This window comes from Stackebrandtia nassauensis DSM 44728, assembly GCF_000024545.1.
In the GTDB taxonomy this organism is placed as follows: Bacteria; Actinomycetota; Actinomycetes; order Mycobacteriales; family Micromonosporaceae; genus Stackebrandtia; species Stackebrandtia nassauensis.
The window spans coordinates 1671526-1692728 of the sequence record NC_013947.1; the positions used below are offsets into that span (position 1 = coordinate 1671526).

Genomic DNA, 21203 nt, shown 5'->3' on the forward strand with positions numbered 1-21203 from the left:
GCCGGCCGTCCGCGACAACGAAGTCGCCGGACGGCCCGAGGCCGCTAGAACAGCGTCGGCTGCGAGTCGTCCACGGTGCCGCGCAGGGTGTCGTAGTCCACCGTCACGCACCGGATGCCGCGATCCTCGGCCAGCACCCGCGCCTGCGGCTTGATCACCTGAGCGCAGAACACCCCCTGCACGGGAGCCAACAACGGATCCCGGTTCAGCAGCTCCAGATACCTGGTCAACTGCTCCACACCGTCGATCTCGCCGCGCCGCTTGATCTCCACGGCCACACTGACGCCCTCGGAATCCCGGCACATCAGATCGACCGGCCCGATCGCGGTCGGGAACTCCCGCCGCACCAGCGAATACCCCTCGCCGATCGGCGTCGGGTCGGCGGCCAGCAGCTCCTGCAGGTGCGCCTCCACCCCGTCCTTCTGCAAGCCCGGGTCCACACCCAGCTCGTGGGTCGTGTCGTGCAGGATCTCCTCGATCGTGATCCGCAGCGTGTCACCGGACTTGTTGTTCGTCACCGTCCACAAGCCATCCTCCTCTTTGAGCGAGCACGGCGGTGTCATCCAGTTCAGGGGCTTGTACGAACCCCCGTCGGCGTGTACGAGGATGCTGCCGTCCGCCTTGAGCATCAGCAGCCGGGGAGCCATGGGCAGGTGTGCGGACAGCCGTCCGGTGTAGTCCACCGAACAGCGCGCGATGACGAGACGCATGCGCGACAGCGTAGCCAGCGCCAAACCCAGCCCGAGCATCCCCCTTGCCTGGTGGGTTCACGGGTGGTTGCAGCTGGATTCACTGCTGATTGAGCGGCAAGGGTATGGACGCTAGTGACTTCTACCATTAGTTTGCGTCGAATGTTAGAGCTGAAAGTCTCAATCTCGTTGTGAGTTAACCACGTCAACATTCAGTTAAAAGGGCAATCGATCTATGCCCATATATTTATTATATTTGCTTTTATGTATGCCGCGCAGACGCCGTAAAGCGACGATAGTGCGGCACCAGATCTGAAATCGAGGGGCTGGTGGGCGATGCGTAAGCGGAAACTGATTGAGGTCGCACTACCCCTAGAAGCAATAAACCGTGAGTCGGCACGGGAGAAGTCGATTCGGCATGGACATCCGTCGACGTTGCATCTCTGGTGGGCTCGTCGCCCACTTGCGGCGGCTCGGGCAGTGCTGTTCGCGCAGCTTGTCGATGATCCATCCTCTCGGCCCGAGGAATTCCCAACTGAGGAGCTGCAACGTAAAGAGCGCGAGCGGCTGCACAAACTTATCGAGCGGCTTGTCGTATGGGAAAATGCTCGGGACGAGAAACTGTTCGCTGAGGCATATGCTGAGATCCTAAATTCCACAAACGACTACCCGCCACCGATTCTAGATCCATTCGCTGGCGGTGGTTCTATACCGCTTGAAGCAAAACGTCTTGGCCTGGAAGCATATGCCTCTGATCTCAATCCGGTTGCAGTTCTTATCAACAAAGCCCTAATTGAGCTCCCGCCAAAATTCCATGGCCAGCTGCCTGTCTTTCCTGGGCTGGCAGACTCTGAGTTTCGGGTTTGGAAGGGGACACAGGGACTTGCTGCAGATGTTCGTGCCTATGGTGCCTGGATGGGCGAGGAGGCTGAGGATCGGATTGGCCACCTCTACCCAAAGGCCCATCTTCCCGATGGTTCAAAAGCTACAGTCATCGCTTGGATCTGGGCCCGTAGTGTAACCTGCCCCAACCCTGCCTGTCGCATTGAGATGCCACTGGTCCGGTCATGGTGGTTGGGCAAGAAGAAAGGGAAGGAAGCGTACGTGGTTCCTTCCGTGGTCGCCGACCCTAGTCATACTTCGGGATATCGGGTGAAGTTCGAGATTGGTCACGATACGGCCGGTATGCCAACCAAGGAAAGCGACGGCACAATGTCAGGGCGTAAGGGCGGCAGTTGCATTGCCTGTGGCTCGCTAGTGAGCAAGGATCACATCAAATCTGAAGGCATGGCTGGACGAATGGGCGCGACACTTATGGCTGTTGTTACAGAAGGCAAACGTCAACGGATCTACATTTCTCCGACAGAAGAGCATGTCACAGCTGCGCAAGTCGAGCGACCGAACGATGTGCCAGAACAGGAACTTGGCTACGACCCACGCAATATCTGGACACCACAGTATGGCTTGACGAAATTTTCAGATCTTTTCACTAATCGTCAACTTGTCGCGCTTACGACTTTCAGCGACCTCATCTCTGAGGCTCGTGATCGTGTCCTCGCTGATGGAGGCAAGACTGAGTATGCCGACGCCGTTTCGACCTACCTTGGACTTGTAGTCAGCAAGATGACAGATCGGAATTCTACTCTTGTCAATTGGTATGTTTCGCGTGAGTCAACCAGCTCAACATTCGCTCGCCAAGCACTTCCTATGGTATGGGATTTCGCAGAGGTCGAGCCGCTTGGCGCGAACACGGGTTCTTTCAGTAATTCGCTTCTTTGGACGGCTGAGGCAATTGAAGGACTTTGTAGTAAAGGAGGAACATCGATAAGTCAGAGCGATGCTGCTTCGCGTCGTTATAATGGAGTACCACTTAGTACAGACCCACCATACTACGACAATATCAGTTATTCAGATCTTTCCGACTACTTCTATGTGTGGCTTCGGCGATCACTATGGTCAATTTATCCCGATCTGTTTGCAACGGTGCTTGTGCCGAAAGAGCAGGAACTTGTCGCTAACCCGTATCGCCATGGAGGCAAGGCGAAGGCAAGGAAATTCTTTGAAGACGGTTTTCGAAAGGTCTTTACTCTTGCTCGTAACGCTGACCGTATGGGCTTGCCCATAACTGTTTACTATGCATTCAAGCAGAACAGCATTGATGAAACGGGCAAAGCTTCAACGGGTTGGGAAACCTTCCTGGAAAGCATGATCCATGCTGGCTGGGAGATAACGTCTACATGGCCGTTGCGCAGCGAGCTTTCGAACCGAATGTTGGCAAGCGGAACGAATTCGCTCGCCTCCTCAATAGTACTGTCCCTTCGACCGTGTCCTAAGAATGCTTCTACGACGGATCGACGAGGGTTTATTAGAGCTCTGGAAGCCGAACTTCCCGAAGCGCTACGCAAAATGCAGCATGGTCAGATTTCCCCTGTCGACTTGCCGCAAGCCGCGATCGGTCCCGGAATGGCGGTGTTCAGTCGTTACGCTGCGGTAATCGAGAACGATGGTTCAAAGATGTCCGTCAGATCAGCACTGGCTCGGATCAATGAGGTTCTCGACCAAGTACTGTCCGAACAAGAGGGTGACTTCGACGAGACCACTCGCTTCGCCGTCACGTGGTACCGCCAGCACGGATATGGGGCGGGAGAGTTCGGCAACGCGGACAGTCTCGCCCGGGCTCGAAACACCAGTGTCGACACGATGAGTGGTGCCGGGATTCTTACGAGCCGAGCAAGCAAGGTTCAACTCATCAGACCGTTGGACCTGCCGAAGAAGTACCACGTACTCCAAGACGGTGTCACCAGCAATTGGGAAGCGCTGCATCACCTAGTCAAAATCGTGGAACGCAATGGGATCCCGCGAGCTGGCGAATTTCTTCACACCGCGTTGAGCCGCTCGGAGGAAGAGATCAACGCAGACATCATCAAAGAACTTGGCCACCTGTTGTTCCGTATCTCCGAAAACCACGGTTGGGCCCATGACGCGCTTAGCTTCAACAACCTAGTTACAAGCTGGCCCGAGATCCTCGAGGCGGCGCGATCCGCAGAAGAGCCTGGATACATGCAGCCCTCACTGAACCTTCCCGACGAGGACAACTGACATGGCCACCAGCAACCGCGACCGCATAGGCCAGATGTTCGACCTCCTAGCCCCCCAACTAGACGGCTTCCTCTCCCGAATCCTCAACCGCCAACTCGGCGCCGGGCGCACCTGGGTCGACATCGTCACCGCCGCCGAAGCTAACAACGGCCGCGAAGTGCACCACGGCGACATCTCAATCCAGCTAAAGCTCATCACCCAGAACTACACCAACCGCTTCCGATCTGGCTGGAATCCCCTTCGCTCGCATCTCAACCGCACCCACGAGGCCTACGCCTCCGAGCTCCTGCAAGTCCGTCACACCTGGGCCCACGGTAAAGCTTTCACCGACGACGACGCCTACCGAGCCCTCGACACCGCCCAGCGCCTCGCCACCGCAATCGGAGCCGCCGGTACCAGCGACGACATCGCCCAGATCCGACTCAACCTTCGCCGCGTCACGGCCGACAAAGACGACAAGAAAGCTCTCAAAGCCGCAGTCGACAATCCCGAAGCCTCTGGCTTGAAACCCTGGCGCGAAGTACTTCCGCCCCACGATGACGTAGCGACCGGCAACTTCCACGCATCCGAATTCGCCGCCGACCTCTACAAAGTCTCCACCGGCGGTGAGTTGGACACCGACTACTCTGACCCCGTCGAATTCTTCAATCGCACTTACCTCACCGAAGGTCTGCGTGACCTCATCACCCGAGCCGTACGCCGCCTCTCCGGTGACGACAACGCTTCCCCGGTCATCAATCTCCAAACGAACTTTGGAGGCGGAAAAACACACTCGATGCTGTCCCTATGGCACATCGCCGCCGGACTCCCCATCGGCGAATTCTCCCAGGACACCCAAGAACTGCTAACCGCAAGTGGCTACAACGGCGAGAAGATCAACCGAGTCGCGATCGTCGGCAACCACCTCAGCCCCACAGGATCCACAAAAAACGACGGCATGCAGGTCAACACGATCTGGGGCGAACTCGCATGGCAACTTGGCGGCGCCGAAGCCTTCGAACTCGTCGCCGCCGCCGACAGAGATCGCACGCATCCCGGAGACGCCCTGCACGACCTACTGGCCCTGTACTCCCCAGCCGTGATCCTGATCGACGAATGGGTTGCCTACGCTCGGTCCTTGGTTGGCCGCGACGACCTCGCCGGCGGCACCTTCGACGACCAGTTCACATTTGCTCAGTCTCTCACCGAGACCGCAAAGGGCACCTCCGGAATCCTGCTAGCCATCTCCATCCCCGCATCCGAGCGCGGTGAGAACGCCGAACCCGTCGCAGGCACCGCCGAAGAGGTCGGCGGAACCAACGGGCTTGAGGCTCTGGAACGACTTCAGAACGTCGTGCGGCGAGTAGCTGACCAGTGGCGTCCCGCCTCATCTGACGAGGCTTACCACATCGTGAAGCAGCGGCTGTTCAAACAGGTCGACGCCGCCGCGCTCGCCGCGATCAGCGCCACTGCTCGCGCCTATGTGGACATGTATCGCAAGTACACCGATGACTTCCCTCGCGAAGCAAGAAACTCTGCGTACGAGAATCGAATCAAGCGAACGTACCCGATCCACCCAGAACTGTTCGACACTCTCTACGAAGAGTGGTCGTCACTGGAACGCTTCCAGCGCACCCGTGGCGTGCTCCGTCTGATGAGTATGGTTATCCACGCATTGTGGACTGGCGAGGATGCCGCGCCGCTGATCATGCCGTCGTCGATCCCGCTGGCAGCAGGGAAGGTGAACTCTGAACTAACTCAGTACCTTCAAGATTCCTGGAAAGCGATCATCGATGCCGATGTGGATGGGCCAAACTCAGAACCCGCCAGGATCGATGCGGAGAAACCGCTCTACGGCCAACGGTCGCTGACCAAGCGCCTCGCGCGGACGGTGTTCTTCGGCGCAGCACCGACCATCGCGCCCAAATCGATTCATAAGGGTGTCAGCGCCAAGCGAGTCTTCCTAGGCACCGCCGTTCCTGGTGATGTCCCAGGGAACTTCCACTCCGCGCTAACACGGCTCTGTGACCGGGCGACGTACTTCTATTCCGGTTCCGGAAAGTACTGGTACGACCTCCAACCCAACATCACGCGTACCGCGAAGGACCAAGCCGAGAGGTTGCACAAAGAGGATGTGTGGGCCGACATCGTCCGTCGACTCAAACATCAGACCAACACGCGCGGCGACTTCACCGGACTGCACATCTGCCCCGAAACCAACGCCGACATCCCTGACACCGACGAAGCCCGTTTGGCAATCCTTCACCCCAAGGTCGCGCACAAGCGCGCTATCGAGTCGGTGGCGAAGGATTTCGCCAAGAGGGCCACCGAACAGCGGGGAAGCGCCAACCGCACTCACCGCAACATGCTCGTCTACCTCGCGGCCGATGAAGACCGGTTGGAAGAGCTTGAGGCAGCTATTCGCGACTACCTAGGCTGGAAACATGTCCTCGACAACGAGGTGGATCTCGATCTGACCCAGAATCAGAAGAAGCAGGCAGAGCAGCGCCAGGAACAGGCCGATCAAACGGTGACTACGCGCCTGCTGCAAACCTTCGTCTGGGCGCTCATCCCCGCGCAGCCCGATCCGAGCGCGCCGTTCGTCGTGCGGGAAATCAAGGTTGAAGGACAGTCCGATGCGCTCGCAGAGCGGGTTTCGCGACGCCTCAGCAACGATGGTGACCTGTCCACTCGTCAAGCGGCCGCGACGATCCGACTGGCTATCAACAAAGTGCCGCAGATCTGGAACGACGGTCACGTCTCCCTTGGAACTCTGTGGGGCCTCTGCAGCCAATATCCCTACATGCCGCGCCTGCGTGACCGCCGTGTCCTCAATGAGGGCATAGTCGACATTCCGTTGATCTGGCAGACCGACGCTTTCGCGCTCGCAGAAGGCTACGAGGAATCAGACGGCCACTACGTCAACCTTTGGATCCCGGACGACAACCGGCCACCTCCACCGGCTACCGATTCTCTCCTGGTCGTCCGCCCTGATGTTGCCACCGCACAGAGGAACACCGAAGAAGCCACTGCGGAACCAATCGTTGGACCCATCGGACTGGACACTGAGAACCCCATCAAGCCAGATCCCCAACACCCCAGCCCTCAGCACCTCCACGTCAAGACTCGCTTCTTCGGTGTCAAGACCCTCAACAGCGAAAAAATGGCGCTGGGATTCAAGAACATCGCTGAGGAAGTCATCGCTCATCTGCGCGCGGACACGAGCACCGTCACCGTGCGGATCGAGATTGAAGCGACTGACGAGTCCGGCTTTGACGAGAACCGTGTGCGTACGGTCTCCGAGAACGCACGCACCCTCAAGTTCGACCAGTCCGGCTTCGAGGAAAGCTGAAAATCTCTGCCGCACAGGACTTCCGCCTCGACGATTCCAGTTGCCCAAGGCGAACATGGAGACCAATTAGAAGGGTGGCGCACCCTTCTTCCAGTTACGTGGCCAGTCGGCGCTGATACCCATGGCATCGAAATCGCCCAGCTCGATTGTGGCGAAAGGGTCATCGAGGTAACGAACTTCATCATGCTCCGGGCCCTGCGGATCAACCCTGACCAGCGCAAGCCGATACCGCGGCACGGCGTTCTTGCCAGTCAGGACCTCGTTGTGGGTGACAAAGAAATTCTTCGCACCATCAATCCGTGCTTTGACCTCAATTCGGAAAGTTTCACCGTTCGGAGCTGTGGACAGAATGTCGAAACCCTTGTTGTTGAATGGCTGTTCAACAGGTCGCCGTCCAAGTCCCTGTTCGCTTGCCATCACCAGGTCGACGCCCCGCCGTTCGACCTCCTTGGTCTCTTTGGCGTGTATGGGTGCGTTAGGCGGCAGATCTCCGTCAAACACGTCGACCGGCAGAATGAGTGCGGCGGTGACTATGAGCGGCGGCTTCGTCGACATCGAGAGCTGCTGGTCGAACAGTTCCAGTCGACGGCGAAGCCGCACGTCGAGTTCCATGGCCTTGCGGTTGAGGCTTTCGGACGACTCTTTTGGCTTCTCGCTCTTGTGTTCGTTTTCCGACGCGATCGCGGCATCGTAAAGAAGGCGCTCACTTTCCGCGCGGAGCCTTTGGATGACCAGGTGGCGTGTCTTGGAGAGTTCGGTAGTGCGCGAGGACTGAACCTCGGCAAGGTAGTCCGGTAGCCGGTTGGTGATGATCCAGCTGATCGCCTTGTCCTCCGCGTCCGCAAGCCACGATTGAGCGCGAACCCCCGCGACGGTGGGCGTCTCAGGAGCGGCGACACAGTCGAGGTAAGGCGCCGGTCCAGCAGGTTTGACCACACCGGAACTGTCGACGAACGCATACCCGAAACGGCGCGCCACGCTGGCTCCGGTCGCGTCCACGACCTCCTCGATGACGCCCACGAGCAAGTGGATCTCGTCGAGGGTCGCGGACACCAGCACAGTGCCGGAATTGAGAACGCTGTTGAACTTCTTGATGGAGTCAGTCATCACAGCGTCGTGCAGCGGATGTCCGGGCGCTAGAAGATCTGCCCGAGGTTGGCCAGCAGCACCAGTGGCATGATCAAGATCGAAGGTAACCCGCTCGTAGCGTGTCGCGATGGGCCAGCCCTGACCGGTCCTGAGATGCGCCGGCACGTTGGTGATCTCGTAACGCCCGCGTTCTCGTCTTGCGATACGACCGCCGAGCCGGGTGAACGCCGCTTTGAAGGCGAGCTCGATGTAGTGCGGTTGTAGGCGTCGGGCACGTGCTTCGTCCATTGCGGCACGTAGTTCCGCGAGATCCGCTTCAGCGAGGTGCTCGACTGCGAGAGCCCGTTCGTTCAGCAGTTCTTTGACGCCGTCCCCGACGCTGGCATCGATGATCTGGTGCATCTTCGCTCGGATATCGGGGCGTTCGCCGTACTGGATCGCGTCCAACAGCAGGTTTCGCAGTGGGGTCTCGGTGAACGCCTCACCGAGGACGTCGAACACCTTTCCCCCATACGCTCTGCCCATCTCGCTGATCTTCTCCAGCAAGCGCGTGAAAACCTCACCCTCGCGTGTGTTGGAAGCGACGATGTTCCACAGCCGACAGACCTCTTCCTGGCCGATGCGGTGGATCCGGCCGAAACGTTGTTCGATCCGGTTCGGATTCCATGGCAGGTCATAGTTCACCATCAGGTGAGCGGCTTGCAGGTTCAAGCCCTCACCGGCGGCGTCGGTGGCGATGAGGATTTGGCAGTCACTGTTCTGTGTGAACTCCTCGGTGATCTGACGTCGCTCACCGCGGCGTACGCCACCGTGGATGGCTCGGACAGCGTCTGGGCGGCCCAGGAGAGAGGTGATACGCCCCCGGAGGTACTCGAGGGTGTCGCGATGTTCGGTGAAGATGATGAACTTCCGCGGGGAGCCGCTCTTGTCTGTGATCAGTGCGTTGTCTTGGAGGATTGTCGACAATTCAGTCCATTTGCGGTCCTTTCCTGAGTCACGGACCTGCTTGGAGAGTGTCGTCAACGTGGTCAGATCGTCCAGCTCTTTTTCGAGTTCTGTCACAGTCTGGGCCGCGGTCGCGGAGTCGAGGAGTTCCTCCTCGAGGGTTTCGATCTCTTCGGCGTTGTAATCATCGAAGTCGAGTCCACGAAGATCGATGGAGGGTTCGATCTCCTGATTCGTGCCGTCAAGGATCTCGCGCTTCTTGCGCTCCAGACGCCGTGACCGCCGAACCAGACTCTGATAGATCGCTTCCGGGCTGGAGGCGAGTCGACGCTGCAGCACCGTCAGCGCGAACCCGACGGTGTTCCTTCGTTTGCCACCAAGCTTCTCCGCTCGGTTCATTCCGGTGCGCACGTATTCGGTAACCCGCTCATACAAGTGGCATTCATCGGCGGTGAGCTCATATGGAACAGTCTCGGCGATCCGCTCGGGAAACAGTTTCCTGCCGTCGAAAGTGAGGAGGTCCTCTTTGATCATTCGTCTCATGATGCCGCCAGTGTCGACGGCGGACTTGGAGCGGCCCTCGAACCGGTCCCGGTCCAACAGCGTGAGGAAAAGTTGGAAGTCTTCTTCCTTGCCCGAATGAGGGGTCGCCGTCATCAGCAGGAAATGGCGGGTGATCTGGCCGAGTAGCTCACCGAGCTGGAAGCGCTTGGTCTTCTCCAGCTTGCCGCCGAAGTAGTGTGCTCCCATCCGATGCGCTTCGTCCACGATGATCAGATCCCATTCGGTCTCCTTCAACTGTGCTCGCAACTCATCGTTTCGGGAGAGTTGATCCATGCGCGCGATCAACAGCGGGCTGGATTCGAAGACGTTCAGATTGACGCTCGCCTCGATGAGCTGGTTCGTGAGCAGGTCGAAACGCAGTCCGAACTTGAAGAACAGTTCGTCCTGCCACTGTTCGACCAATCCGCCCGGTGCCACTACGAGACAACGCTGCACGTCGTCGCGCAGGATCAGTTCCTTGATGTAAAGCCCCGCCATGATCGTCTTGCCTGCGCCCGGGTCGTCCGCGAGCAGGAATCGCATCGGTGTACGTGGAAGTAGTTCGCCGTAGACGGCGTGAATCTGGTGCGGCAACGGCCGGACGTCGCTGGTCGCGACCGCGAGCATCGGATCGAACAGACCAGCCAGTGTGATCCGCTGTGCTTCGGCGACGAGCTTGAAGTCATTCGCGGGGGCGTCGAAGGCACGACTCCCGGTACGGGCTGTCGAAAGCGAGTGTTCGTCCTTTCGAAACACCACTCGCTGCGCGAGTCCTCCCGCAGCAGTCTTGTAGGTCAGTTCCAATGCGTCGGTGCCATGCCACTGTGCCGCGATGACGGTGACAACCTCAGCGGGAATGACCCCTGCCAGCCGTGATCCGGGGGTAATTTCATCGAGCAGCATGGGTGCCCCTCACCAGCTCCCGGTGTCTGACCGAGAGGCTCAGCATCCTTGTTTCGGCCCCCGTTTGCATCGATGCTCATCGCACAAACGACACACATTGAGGGTAGCTGTTCGTGTTGGTTCCTCACCACATCTGGTGTAGGTACTAAAGCCCTATCCCCCTTGTGGGGGAGGGGGTCAACCCGTCGGGGTCAGGCGGTGGGACGGACGCGCGAACAGCATGGACCCATGACCGCGACGACGACGAACCCGACCCGGTATCGGGCGCTGACCTGGGCACCGGTGGCGGTGCTGGCCTGGACGCTGACCTATGGCGCGATCCGCGTCTACTGGGCGGCCGGGCACATGCCGACTTTCGCGCCGATGCCCGAGGACCTGGTGATCTTCCCCGGTTGGGGTGCGGTGGGGTTGTGTGTGGCGGCGGGGCTGGCCGCCGTGGGGTTGCGGTTGAGCAGCCGGTCGCGGCTGGTGCTGGCCGGGGCCTGGGCGACGGTGGCCGCGATCGTGGTCGCCTCGCCGATGTTCCTGTTGGACGTCGTCGGGGGAATCCTTGCGGGGCTTGGCATTCCGGTGAGTCTCGTGTCGGTCGCCAGTCGGGGCGGGATGCTGTTGGGAGCGGGGCTGCTGGCGGTGGCCGCGGTGGCGTACCAGCGGCGGCTGCGCGGGGCGTGCTCGCGGTGCGGGCGCCTCGGACGGGCCTCGGACGGGCCCGCTGACGCGCGAGAGCGGTCGGCGCCCGCGTGGGCGGTATGGGCCGCGTACGTCGCGGTGGCCGGTTGCCTGGTGCGCATCGCCGCCCAGCTGGCGTGGGGCTTCGAGGGCTTCTTGTACGACGGCGGCGCGGCCCTGCTCGTCTTCGAGGTCGGTTTCGTGCTGGCCGGGGTGCTGTTGCCCACCGCGCTGGTGCACCGGTTCGGGCTGGTGTGGCCGCGGTGGGTGCTGCCGCTGGCCGGACGGCGGGTGCCGCGCTGGCTGGTGCTGGGCCCGGCGTTCTTCGTCGGCCTCGGGCTGACCGTCTACTTCGGTATGGGCTTGGCGCAGCTGGTCGTCGATACGGTGTCGGGGGCCGCGTTCGTCGACGACGGTTCCGGTTACGGGGCCGGTTTCATGTGGATCGCGGTCCCGTCCTACTTCGTGTGGGGCGTCGGGGTGGGCGTGGCCGCACTGGCCCGATTCCGGCAGACCCGACCGCGATGTCGCCACTGCGGACAGTTACACCGCGCGCCTGTCAACCCCCACCTCACGCGTAAAAACTGTCGGGAATGCGACAAATCAGGCGCGATTGGTGTCGCGCGCCGGACGCTTTTCGGTCCGGGGTTCGGTAAGAATGAAAATCGTGTCCAATATAAGTGTCGAGGAACTCAAGGCCGCCATCACCGCCGCGATGCAGCAGGTGAAGGACGGTCAGGCCGCCATCACCGCCGCCATGGAGCGCCTTGAGGCCGCGCAGCAGGCCCTCGGCGCGATCCTGAAGGGCAGCGCCCACGCCTCGGTCACCGGGGCCCAGGCGGCGCTGGCGCAGGCGAACCAGGAACTGGAACAGTCCATGGCGGCCACCGTCGCGGCCGCCGAACAGGCCGAAGCCTACGCGGCAACGCTGTTATGTCCGATATCGAGACCCTGGGGGCCCGCGTCCGTGGCATCGCGGCCGAGCTTCCGGTGCCCGACACCCAAAAGGCCGAACAGCGGCTGGCCGAGGCCCACGCCGGGTTGTCGAGCGCGCTGCGGGAATCGGTGGAACCGGCGGGCATCCCGCAGCTGGCGCGGGCCCGCGAGCACGTCAGCAAGGCGATGGCGGTGCTGTCCACGGCCTCGGACAACCTGGACGAGTATCTGATCTCTATCGGCCTCAACACGGCCGGTAATATCAATGAATCGACATCACCCGATGAAACGGTTCCGGTGGAGGTGGCCCCGGGAAGCGCCGACTGGTGGCGGGAACGCGTCAACACGATCTCCGAAGGCGACGCGAAGACCGAACCCGGAGAGGTGACAGTGACCAGACTGTTCTCGGAACTGGTAGAACGAGCCCGGCGCGGCGACCGCGACGGCTACCGCGACCGGCTGCTCGTCGCGGGCGCCGGCAACGGATCCAAACTGCCGGGCCTGTCGTGGCCGCTGATCCGCAACCTCACCGCCGACATCCTCGGCCACGCGCCCACCCCCAAGGACGACGACCGGCTGCGCGGCCTGGTGCGGGACCCGGTGCGCCGGCTGCTGCCGAAACTCCCCGAGGACGTCACACTGTCCCAACTGCACGGAGCCTGCAGCCTTCCCCACGTGGCCAAGGACTCCGAGGGCCGCGAGACCGACGAGAAACCGCACCCCGCCGACACCGCCGCCACCGGCCCGGCGATCGTCGCGGCGCTGCTTTCGGCCCGCGAGAAGGTGAAGGGGGACCGCTGATGTCCGCGACCGAAGGACCCGGTCGACGATCCACGGCCGTGATGCTCCGCCATCGCGGCCCACACAGCCGCCCGTCGTCTATCCCCGGGGCCGCCCACGCCATCATCGACACGACAGCCGTTCGCGGCTGGCACGACCTCCCGGCACGGACCCCACTCGTACCCTTCACCACTGCGAAAAGGAGGGATCGCTGATGGCCGGATGGCGTTCCCGATTGGCCAGTCACGTCGCCGCCGAACTGTCGACGGCTCGCGGCGCGGTGCGGCAGCTCGCGCAGCGCGCCGACCGCCGGGCGACCGAGGCCAAACGCGCTGCCTCGCGCGCGATGGACACCGCGCGCGAGAAACAGGCCGCGCTGACCTCGACCCACCGCGCCGAGGTCGACCGCATCACGGCCAAGGCGGAGTCCGATATCGACAACGCCGTCGCCGAGCTGACCGAGGTCACGGCGCGACTGTCGGCCCCGTGCGCCGACGCCGAATGGTCGCGCTGGACCCCCGCGCCGGTCGACCGGTCGCTGGCCGCGCCGCTGCTGCGGGTCGGCAGTCTCGCGATCGGCTCGGCCGACGCCGAGACCCAGCGCCCGCCCGCGCTGGTCGGTTTGATGGACCACTCGCACCTGCGCATCGCCGGGGCCGCCGAGGCGGCGCTTCCCAGCGTCCTGTTGCGCGCCATCGGTTGCGCCGAGCCGGGCGCCTGCCGCCTGACCGTCTACGACCCCGAGCGCCTCGGCGGCAGCCTGGCGGGTTTCGCGCCGCTGGCCCCGGCGGGCCTGCTGAGTTTCGTCGGGCCGCACGGTCTGTCGGACATGCTTGACGAACACGTCGAGCACATCCGCCGCATCAACGCCACCGTCCTGGCCGGAGACCACGCTTCCCTGCGGGAACTGGCCGAGACCACCGGACGCCGCCCCGAACCGTGGCGGCTGTTGGTGTTGCTGGGCGCCGAGATGGACGACTGGACCAAGGACCAGCGCGCTCAGCTGACCCGCATCCGCCGCACCGGTGTCGCCTGCGGCGTCCACCTCATCGTCGTGGGCACCGACGCCGCCGACGACGCCAACACGCTCAGCCTCGACACCACCAGCACCACACTGGCCGGTCAGGCCCCGGTGCGGCTCGACCCGGCGCCGCCCTCGGCGCTCATCACCGGAACCTGCCGCCGCATCGCCGAGGTCTACGCCGCCGGTCCACAGCCGACCCGGCTGTCCGACCTCATCCCCGAGACACTGTGGACCAAGAGCTCGGCCTGCGAGCTGTCGGTCCCGCTGGGGGAGGGCAGCGACGGCAGGCTCGCCGACATCGTCCTGGGCGACAACCCGCCGCACGCCCTCATCGGCGGGCCCAGCGGTTCGGGTAAGACCAACCTCATCTACTCGTGGCTGGGCGCCCTGACGGCGCGCTACCACCCCGACGAGCTGGCACTGTACATGCTGGACTTCAAGGAGGGCGTGTCCTTCGCGCGCTTCGCCGGTGGCCGCCGCGACCCCAGCTGGCTGCCGCACGTGCGGCTGGTCGGTGTCAACATCAACGACGACCGCGAGTTCGGTCTGGCGCTGCTGCGGTACCTGCGTCAGGAACTGCGCCGCCGCGCCGAGGCCGCCAAACGCCACGAGGCCACCAAACTGGAGGAACTGCGCGCCGTCGACCCGCAGGGCCGGTGGCCGCGCATCATGGCCGTCATCGACGAGTTCCAGGTGTTGTTGGACGGACGCGACTCGGTGGCCGCCGAGGCCGTCGCGCTGCTGGAGGACCTGGCCCGCCGGGGCCGCTCCCAGGGCATCCACCTGGTGCTGGCCAGCCAGGACGTCGCGGGCATCGAGGCACTGTGGGGCCGTCCCTCGCTGATCGCCCAGTTCACGCTGCGCATCGCGCTGCCCAAGGCCCGCAGGCTGCTGGCCGAGGCCAACAACCTCGCCGAGGAGATCCCGCGCTACCACGCCGTGGTCAACTCCGATTCCGGTGTCACCCAGGCGAACCGGGTGGTGCGGCTCCCCAACGCCAGCGACCGCGCGGTGTGGGATCCGTTGCAGGAGAAGCTGTGGAGGCAACGCCCGGCTGACAACGACTCGCCGCTGCTGTTCGACGGTGACCACGTCCCGGTGCTGCCCGAACGCATCGAACTGCCCACCACCGACCCGACGCCGGTGGCGGTGCTGGGCAAGGCCATCGACGTGTCCTCGCGGGCCGCGACGCTGCGGCTGACCCGCACGCCGGGCCGCAACCTGGCCATCCTGGGCACCCGCACCACCGAGGCCTGCGACGTGCTGGCCGGTGCCGCGCTGTCGGTGGCCCGCACCACCGACGTGCGGGTCACGATCTGCTGCCTGGACCCGGACGCCGCCGCGCACGCCTACCGGCTGGCCTGGGCCTGCGAGGCCGCCGGCTCGACCGTCGACTGGCAGGACAAACTGGACGAGGTCGTGACCGCGTGGGAGGAACAGCCCACCGACCGTCCACATCTGGTGCTGCTGTACGCGGTGGACGCGGCGGGTTCCTCGCTGACCACCGCGGGCCGCAACGCCTTGCGCAGCATGCTGTTGACGGGTCCGGAGCGCCGGGTCCACACCTTCGGCTGGTGGCGTTCGGTGCCCCGGCTGCGCGAGGACCTGGGCGGCTACGCGGCCCGCTTCGACGCCATCGACGCCTGGGTGGCCCTGGACGTCCAGGGCCCCGAACTGGCGCCGCTGTCGCCGCAGCCGGGCGGCCCGGCCTGGTATCCGCGCACCCGCCGCGGCCTGTTCTTCGACCGCGCGGTGCACCGGCAGGCCGAGGTGCTGATTCCGTACGACACCGAATCCGTGTTGCCGACAGTGGACAACATGCTGACCGGGAGCCCCGCCGATGAGCACTGACAACCTGATGGAGACCTACCGGCTGGCCTGCGAGCGGTACACCAAGGCCGTGGTCTCGGCGACCCGCACCCGCGACGAGGCCGCCGACCGGTACCGCCGGGAGGCCGCCGAGGTCAAGGAGACCGCGCAGCAGGCGGTGGCCGAACGGGACACGGCGATGCGGGATGCCGTGGCGGCCAAGAAACTCGTCACCGAGGTCGACGACACCTGCGCCGACATCTGGCGCCGCCTGGGCTCCTACATCGGTCCCAAGTACACCGTCATCACGCCGCCGCCGGGCACCGCCGAGGACGTCTCCGGGGTCACCGACGTCAAGGCGATGGTGGAACGCACCCGCCGCACCATCGCCCTGGTACAGCGCGGCGAGGTCCCGTTCGAGCCGCCCAAACGCGCCGTGCCGGTCGCGGCGGTCATCGGAGTCGTCATCGGGGTGCTGGCCGCCATCGGCGCCGGGATGCTGCTGTCGGACTCCAAGGACGGCCACACCCAGGCCCTCAGCCAGGCGGGCGCGCTGGTCGTGGTGTTCATCGGCGCCTTCGCGGGGATCCCGGTGCTGTCGGGCTGGCTGGCCACCCGGCACCGCATCGGCCCGCGTCCGATCCACATCGGAGCGTGCATCGTGGGCGCGGTGGTGGCGATGTGCGCGATGGCGCCGTTCACCTTCGTCGGCTGAGCCCCCGGCTTGAGACGAATTGCCGTTTCGGTTGATACGGCGCCTCTACCAGGCTTGTAGCTTTTGGCCGCATGAAGTCTGAGAACACGCCGCTGCCACGGCGGTTTATGTCCGCATTGGACCGCAGGACCCGGATCCTGCTCGGCGTCGGGATCGGCGTCGTCGTACTGATGGTCGCGGCCTTCGGGGGTGTGCGGCTGTTGACCGGCGCCACGGTCGACAACGCCGTCGCGAAGTTCCAGCCCCGTTACGACTCACTGCGCGACAAGCTGACCGAGGTACCGGGACTGCTGGCGAAGTCCGAACTGGACAAGAATTCCTGTTCCGAGTCGCGTCCGAAGTTCCACTATGTCGCCGCCGACGCGGGCTCCGACACCAAGCCCGACGGCAACGCCGAGATCCTGATGGAGCCCCAGACCGAGCACCCCGACGCGCTGATCGACTACCGCGAACACTTCGGATTCGGCGGATCGACGCTGCTGGAAGGCCTGCGGCTCACCGGCCCGAAGGGCTACGGCGGAACCGGACAGTTCACGCTGCCCTCCAACGCGCACCCCAACGGGCTGGCGGCCCGGCTCAAGAACGGCGCCGACACCCGCTACCTGGTCGTACTGCGCGAAACCGGATACACCCCGCCCGAGACCGGAATCGACGGCGACGGCGGAGTGAGCATCTCCGCCGGGTTCTCCGGATCGGTGGAACTGGACGGATACGTGGTCGACCTGAAGGCCATGACGGTGGACTGCCGCGTCACGGTCGACACGCCCACCCCGGGCGGCTCGCTGAAATACGCCAAGGGCCAGAACCCCGACGAAGTCCTCTTCGAACGCATCCAGGAGGACACCGGCGACACGCTCGCGCGCGAACTGGAACGGGTGACCGACGGTGCCGCCGCGACGCCGCCGACCCGCGGATCGACGTGCGGCGACGCTGACGGTGACGTCGTCACGGCCATGTGCCTGTGACGGCCGCGCCGGTCACTCGCGACGGTTCACGAACGCAGCAGACCGAAGACCCCGTCGGGGTAGCCGCAGCCCAGCTTCATCGCGGTGTCGATATCGGACTCGCTGGCGTAGCCGGAGTCGGCCATCTCCTGGGCCTCACCGATGTGCGGCAGGATCAGCTCCCGCTGCAACTCGGCGACCCGGTCCGCGGCCACCTCGGCCTCGGCGACCGACTGCGAGTGGTCGTAGAAACCCGCGCCGGACTTGCGGCCCAGTTTGCCGTCCGCGACCAGGGAACGCAGCGACCCGGCCGCCTCGTGGCGGGGCGAGCCGCTGTCGGCGTGGATGACGTCCAGGATCTCCACCAGGGTGTCCAGGCCGACGACGTCCATGAGCATGAACGGCCCCATGGGAAGCCCGGCCGCCTTGATCGCGGCGTCGACCTCGTCGCGTCCGGCGCTCTGGGAGTCCAGCAGCTTCGCCGCCTGGTTGAGGTAGCCCACCAGCAACCGGTTGACCACGAAGCCGGGACGGTCGGCCACCGTCACCGGCGTCTTGCCCAGGCGCCGCGACAGCTCCTCGACGTAGGCGACCACCTCGGGGTCGGTGTCGGCCCCGCGCACCACCTCGACGAGCTTCATGATCGGCGCCGGGTTGAAGAAGTGCATCCCGATGACCTTCGCCGGACGCGAGGTGAACCCGGCGATCTCGGCGATCGACAGCGAGGACGTGTTCGTGGCCAGGATCGTGTCCGCCCCGCAGTGCTGGTCCAGTCGCGTGAACGTCGCGCGTTTGATGTCGAGCAGCTCGGGCACCGCCTCCACGACCAGGCGCGTGGTGGCCAGGCCCTCGAAGTCGGTGGTCAGGGTGAGCCGGGTGTCGATCGCGGTGCGGGTGTCGGCGTCCAGCCGTCCCTTCGCGACCTGCCGGTCCAGCGACTTGGCCAGGTGGCCGCGACCGCGCTCCACCGCCGCGTCGTCGATATCGACCCCGATGACGTGCAGGCCCGCCTTGGCGAAGACCTCGGCGATACCGGCCCCCATCGTGCCCAGCCCGATGACACCCACTGTTTCCATCACGTCTCACCCTTCACACGGCAGCATCAACGCCACAGAGTGTGCCATGCCGCCCCGGGAGGTTACTCGTAAGTATTGTTTTGAGCCGGATACATCTCTAGGCTCGAGGGCATGAGCACCGCGGCCCCCCAGATCTCCGACGGCTATCTGATCTCCACGCATCCCGGCAACGGTTCCGAGGTCGGGCGGTTCGCCGTCGACGACGCCGAATCCGTGGCCAAGGCGGTCGCGCGGGCCCGGGACGCCCAGACCTGGTGGGCGAACCTCGGCTTCACCCAGCGCCGCAAACTGCTGCTGGAGTGCCGCGCCGAGATGGCCCGCCGGATCAAGGACCTGGTGCGGCTGATCCGCGCCGAGACCGGCAAGAGCGTCAACGACGCCTTCACCGAGGTCGCCGGGTGCTTCGAGAACCTCGCCTGGGCGCCCAAGAACGCCCGCCGGGTGCTGGGGCCGCGCCGCCGACGCGGCTCACTGTCCATGATCGACCACTCCGCGTACGTCGAGTACCGGCCCTACGGCGTGGTGGCGGTCATCGGACCCTGGAACTATCCCATGTACACGGTCATGGGCTCGGTCGTGTACGCGCTGGCGGCGGGCAACACCGTCGTCCTCAAACCCAGCGAGTACACCCCGGCCGTCGGACAGTGGCTGGCCGACGTCATCGACGAGGTCGTCGGACGCCCGATCGTCACCGTCGTGCACGGCCTGGGCGAGACCGGCGCCGCGCTGTGCGAGTCCGAGGTGGACAAGATCGCGTTCACCGGTTCGGTGCCCACCGCCCGCAAGGTCGCCATGGCGGCGGCCAAACGGCTCATCCCGGTGCTCATCGAGGGCGGCGGCAAGGACGCCGCGATCGTCGACGTCGACGCCGATCTCGACAAGACCGCCGAACAGCTGCTGTGGGGCGCCTTCACCAACGCGGGTCAGACCTGCATCGGCTACGAACGCGCCTACGTTCCCGAGTCCATCGCGACCGAGCTGATCGACAAACTCGTCAAGCAGGCCACCGGGATCAAGGTCGGCGACGGCGAGGACGCCCAGATCGGGCCGATCACCATGCCCCGTCAGATCGACGTCATCGCCGCCCACATCGACGACGCCCTCAACCGAGGCGCCACCGCCGTGGTGGGCGGTCGCGAGGCCGTTCAGCCGCCCTACGTCCACCCCACGATCCTCGTGGACGTACCGGAGGACTCCAGGGCCGTCACCGAGGAGACCTTCGGGCCGGTGCTGGTCGTCAACACCGTCGCCGACGCCGAGGAGGGGCTCCGGCGCGCCAACGCCACCGAGTACGGCCTGGGTGGAGCGGTCTTCGGCAAACGCAACGCAATGAGCCTGGCCCGCCGGATGCGCTCGGGGATGACGTCCATCAACTCCGGCTTCGCGTTCGCGGGTCTGCCGAGCCTGCCCTTCGGCGGCGTCGGCTCCAGCGGCTACGGCCGCGCCCACGGCGACGACGGGCTGCGCGAGTTCGCGGTCGTCAAGTCGATCGCCAAGCGCCGCGCACCCGGAGTGATCCCGGTGTTCTCGTTGAACCGCAAGGCATCCCACAACAAGCTCATCGAGCGGATCATCACCTTCGGCTCCGGGAAGCCACGACCGCGCCGGTAGTTATTCAGGGATCTAAATATTTACCCAGCGTGCGGGGTCGCTCCCGCGGGCGGCCTGGCTACGAGGTATTGCCAGCAAATCGGGCATTGACCACCATGAGTGTCGACCCACTCGACCAACCTCCCCAAGCCCGAAAAGAGCAGGTGGTCACCATGTCCATGTTCAAACGCCTACTGCTGGTGCTCGTCACGATCACGCTGACGACGTTCTCCATGACCGCTGTGGCCCAAGCGGACCAGCGCCTGGCCCCGCCCGACATCCCCGGCGCCAACTCGATGGCCCACGCCAACCAGCTACAGTCCATCGCCACCGCCAACGGCGGCAACCGCGCCCACGGCACCAGCGGCTACCGGGCCTCCGCCGACTTCATCCAGTCGACCCTCAGCCGCGCCGGCTTCACGGTCACCCGGCAGCAGTTCACCTACAACGGCGCGCTCGGCTGGAACGTCATCGCCGAGTGGCCGGTGGGCAACCCCAACGACGTCGTGTTCCTCGGCGCCCACCTGGACGGCGTCCGCGCCGGAGCCGGTATCAACGACAACGGCTCCGGCTCCAGTGCCGTGCTGGAGACCGCGCTGGCCGTGGCCCGCGACAACGCCCAGCCCACCAAGCGACTGCGGTTCGGCTGGTGGGGCGCCGAGGAGAACGGCCTCATCGGTTCGGCGTACTACACCCGCAACCTGCCCTCGTCCGAACGCGCCAAGATCGACGCCTACCTCAACTTCGACATGGTCGGCCAGCGCGACACCACCCGGTGGGGCATCTATGTGGACTCACCCACGCTGGGCGCCACCTTCAAGCAGTACTTCGACTCCAAGGGCATCGCCACCCGCTCCATCGACATCAGCGGCCGCTCCGACCACGCGTCCTTCGCCCGCTACGGCATCCCGGTCAGCGGCATCTCCAGCGGCAGCGACCCCTGCTACCACTCCCGCTGCGACACCATCGCCAACATCGGCGAACGCGTGATGGGCCACAGCACCAACGCCGCCGCCTACGCCGCCTGGCGACTGGCGGGAATCCCGTAACCCCAACCCGGC

General features: G+C 64.3%; 12 protein-coding genes and 1 pseudogene. 10 read left to right on the forward strand and 3 right to left on the reverse strand.

Annotated elements, in window-relative coordinates; all coding sequences use genetic code 11:
- Positions 1-44: 44 nt before the first annotated feature.
- Entirely contained in the window at positions 45-710 is a 666-nt protein-coding gene (gene nucS, locus SNAS_RS07845) for an endonuclease NucS (protein WP_041625782.1), read from the reverse strand.
- 315 nt (positions 711-1025) lie between these two features.
- On the opposite strand from nucS, the gene SNAS_RS07850 reads away from it, so the two are divergent.
- Positions 1026-3788, forward strand: coding sequence for a DUF1156 domain-containing protein (locus SNAS_RS07850; protein ID WP_013016868.1), 2763 nt, complete (start codon positions 1026-1028; stop codon positions 3786-3788).
- 1 nt (position 3789) lies between these two features.
- Positions 3790-7119 carry a DUF499 domain-containing protein gene (locus tag SNAS_RS07855; protein WP_013016869.1) on the forward strand — a complete coding sequence of 1110 codons (3330 nt, stop codon included), beginning with the start codon at positions 3790-3792 and terminating at the stop codon, positions 7117-7119.
- Positions 7120-7185: 66 nt separating this feature from the next.
- On the opposite strand, the gene SNAS_RS07860 is transcribed toward SNAS_RS07855, so the two are convergent.
- Entirely contained in the window at positions 7186-10599 is a 3414-nt protein-coding gene (locus SNAS_RS07860; protein WP_013016870.1) for a helicase-related protein, read from the reverse strand.
- 228 nt (positions 10600-10827) lie between these two features.
- Here SNAS_RS07860 and SNAS_RS07865 point away from each other — a divergent pair, with 228 nt between their 5' ends.
- The 6 genes and pseudogenes from SNAS_RS07865 to SNAS_RS07885 all read left to right on the forward strand — a co-directional run bounded on the left by SNAS_RS07865 (position 10828) and on the right by SNAS_RS07885 (position 17497).
- Positions 10828-12039 (forward strand): hypothetical protein, encoded by a 1212-nt coding sequence (locus SNAS_RS07865; protein WP_013016871.1) that lies wholly within the window; start codon positions 10828-10830, stop codon positions 12037-12039.
- Positions 11927-12199, forward strand: a pseudogene (locus SNAS_RS37515) (hypothetical protein); the annotation flags it as partial. The gene SNAS_RS07865 and the pseudogene SNAS_RS37515, both read left to right, overlap by 113 nt.
- A gap of 2 nt (positions 12200-12201) precedes the next feature.
- A complete protein-coding gene (locus tag SNAS_RS33835; protein ID WP_013016872.1) occupies positions 12202-13005 on the forward strand; it encodes a hypothetical protein in 804 nt (267 codons plus the stop codon).
- 193 nt (positions 13006-13198) lie between these two features.
- Positions 13199-15859, forward strand: coding sequence for an FtsK/SpoIIIE domain-containing protein (locus SNAS_RS07875; RefSeq protein WP_013016873.1), 2661 nt, complete (start codon positions 13199-13201; stop codon positions 15857-15859).
- On the forward strand, positions 15849-16532 hold the full coding sequence (locus SNAS_RS07880; RefSeq protein WP_013016874.1) for a hypothetical protein: 684 nt from the start codon (positions 15849-15851) through the stop codon (positions 16530-16532). The genes SNAS_RS07875 and SNAS_RS07880 overlap by 11 nt, the downstream gene beginning before the upstream one ends.
- 71 nt (positions 16533-16603) lie before the next feature.
- A complete protein-coding gene (locus tag SNAS_RS07885) occupies positions 16604-17497 on the forward strand; it encodes a hypothetical protein (protein ID WP_144300428.1) in 894 nt (297 codons plus the stop codon).
- A 26-nt stretch (positions 17498-17523) separates the two neighbouring features.
- Here the strand turns inward: SNAS_RS07885 and SNAS_RS07890 are convergent, their stop codons facing one another.
- Entirely contained in the window at positions 17524-18552 is a 1029-nt protein-coding gene (locus SNAS_RS07890) for a 3-hydroxyacyl-CoA dehydrogenase (protein WP_013016876.1), read from the reverse strand.
- A gap of 111 nt (positions 18553-18663) precedes the next feature.
- On the opposite strand from SNAS_RS07890, the gene SNAS_RS07895 reads away from it, so the two are divergent.
- Both SNAS_RS07895 and SNAS_RS07900 read left to right on the forward strand, forming a co-directional pair.
- Positions 18664-20163 carry an aldehyde dehydrogenase family protein gene (locus tag SNAS_RS07895; RefSeq protein WP_013016877.1) on the forward strand — a complete coding sequence of 500 codons (1500 nt, stop codon included), beginning with the start codon at positions 18664-18666 and terminating at the stop codon, positions 20161-20163.
- A gap of 152 nt (positions 20164-20315) precedes the next feature.
- Positions 20316-21191, forward strand: coding sequence for a M28 family peptidase (locus SNAS_RS07900; RefSeq protein ID WP_013016878.1), 876 nt, complete (start codon positions 20316-20318; stop codon positions 21189-21191).
- Positions 21192-21203: the final 12 nt, after the last annotated feature.

Coding starts and splice junctions, on each gene's coding strand:
- nucS (WP_041625782.1), bottom strand. CDS start 710: ATGCGTCTCGTCATCGCGCGCTGTTCGGTGGACTACACCGGACGGCTG.
- SNAS_RS07850 (WP_013016868.1), top strand. CDS start 1,026: ATGCGTAAGCGGAAACTGATTGAGGTCGCACTACCCCTAGAAGCAATA.
- SNAS_RS07855 (WP_013016869.1), top strand. CDS start 3,790: ATGGCCACCAGCAACCGCGACCGCATAGGCCAGATGTTCGACCTCCTA.
- SNAS_RS07860 (WP_013016870.1), bottom strand. CDS start 10,599: ATGCTGCTCGATGAAATTACCCCCGGATCACGGCTGGCAGGGGTCATT.
- SNAS_RS07865 (WP_013016871.1), top strand. CDS start 10,828: ATGACCGCGACGACGACGAACCCGACCCGGTATCGGGCGCTGACCTGG.
- SNAS_RS33835 (WP_013016872.1), top strand. CDS start 12,202: ATGTCCGATATCGAGACCCTGGGGGCCCGCGTCCGTGGCATCGCGGCC.
- SNAS_RS07875 (WP_013016873.1), top strand. CDS start 13,199: ATGGCCGGATGGCGTTCCCGATTGGCCAGTCACGTCGCCGCCGAACTG.
- SNAS_RS07880 (WP_013016874.1), top strand. CDS start 15,849: ATGAGCACTGACAACCTGATGGAGACCTACCGGCTGGCCTGCGAGCGG.
- SNAS_RS07885 (WP_144300428.1), top strand. CDS start 16,604: ATGAAGTCTGAGAACACGCCGCTGCCACGGCGGTTTATGTCCGCATTG.
- SNAS_RS07890 (WP_013016876.1), bottom strand. CDS start 18,552: ATGGAAACAGTGGGTGTCATCGGGCTGGGCACGATGGGGGCCGGTATC.
- SNAS_RS07895 (WP_013016877.1), top strand. CDS start 18,664: ATGAGCACCGCGGCCCCCCAGATCTCCGACGGCTATCTGATCTCCACG.
- SNAS_RS07900 (WP_013016878.1), top strand. CDS start 20,316: ATGTCCATGTTCAAACGCCTACTGCTGGTGCTCGTCACGATCACGCTG.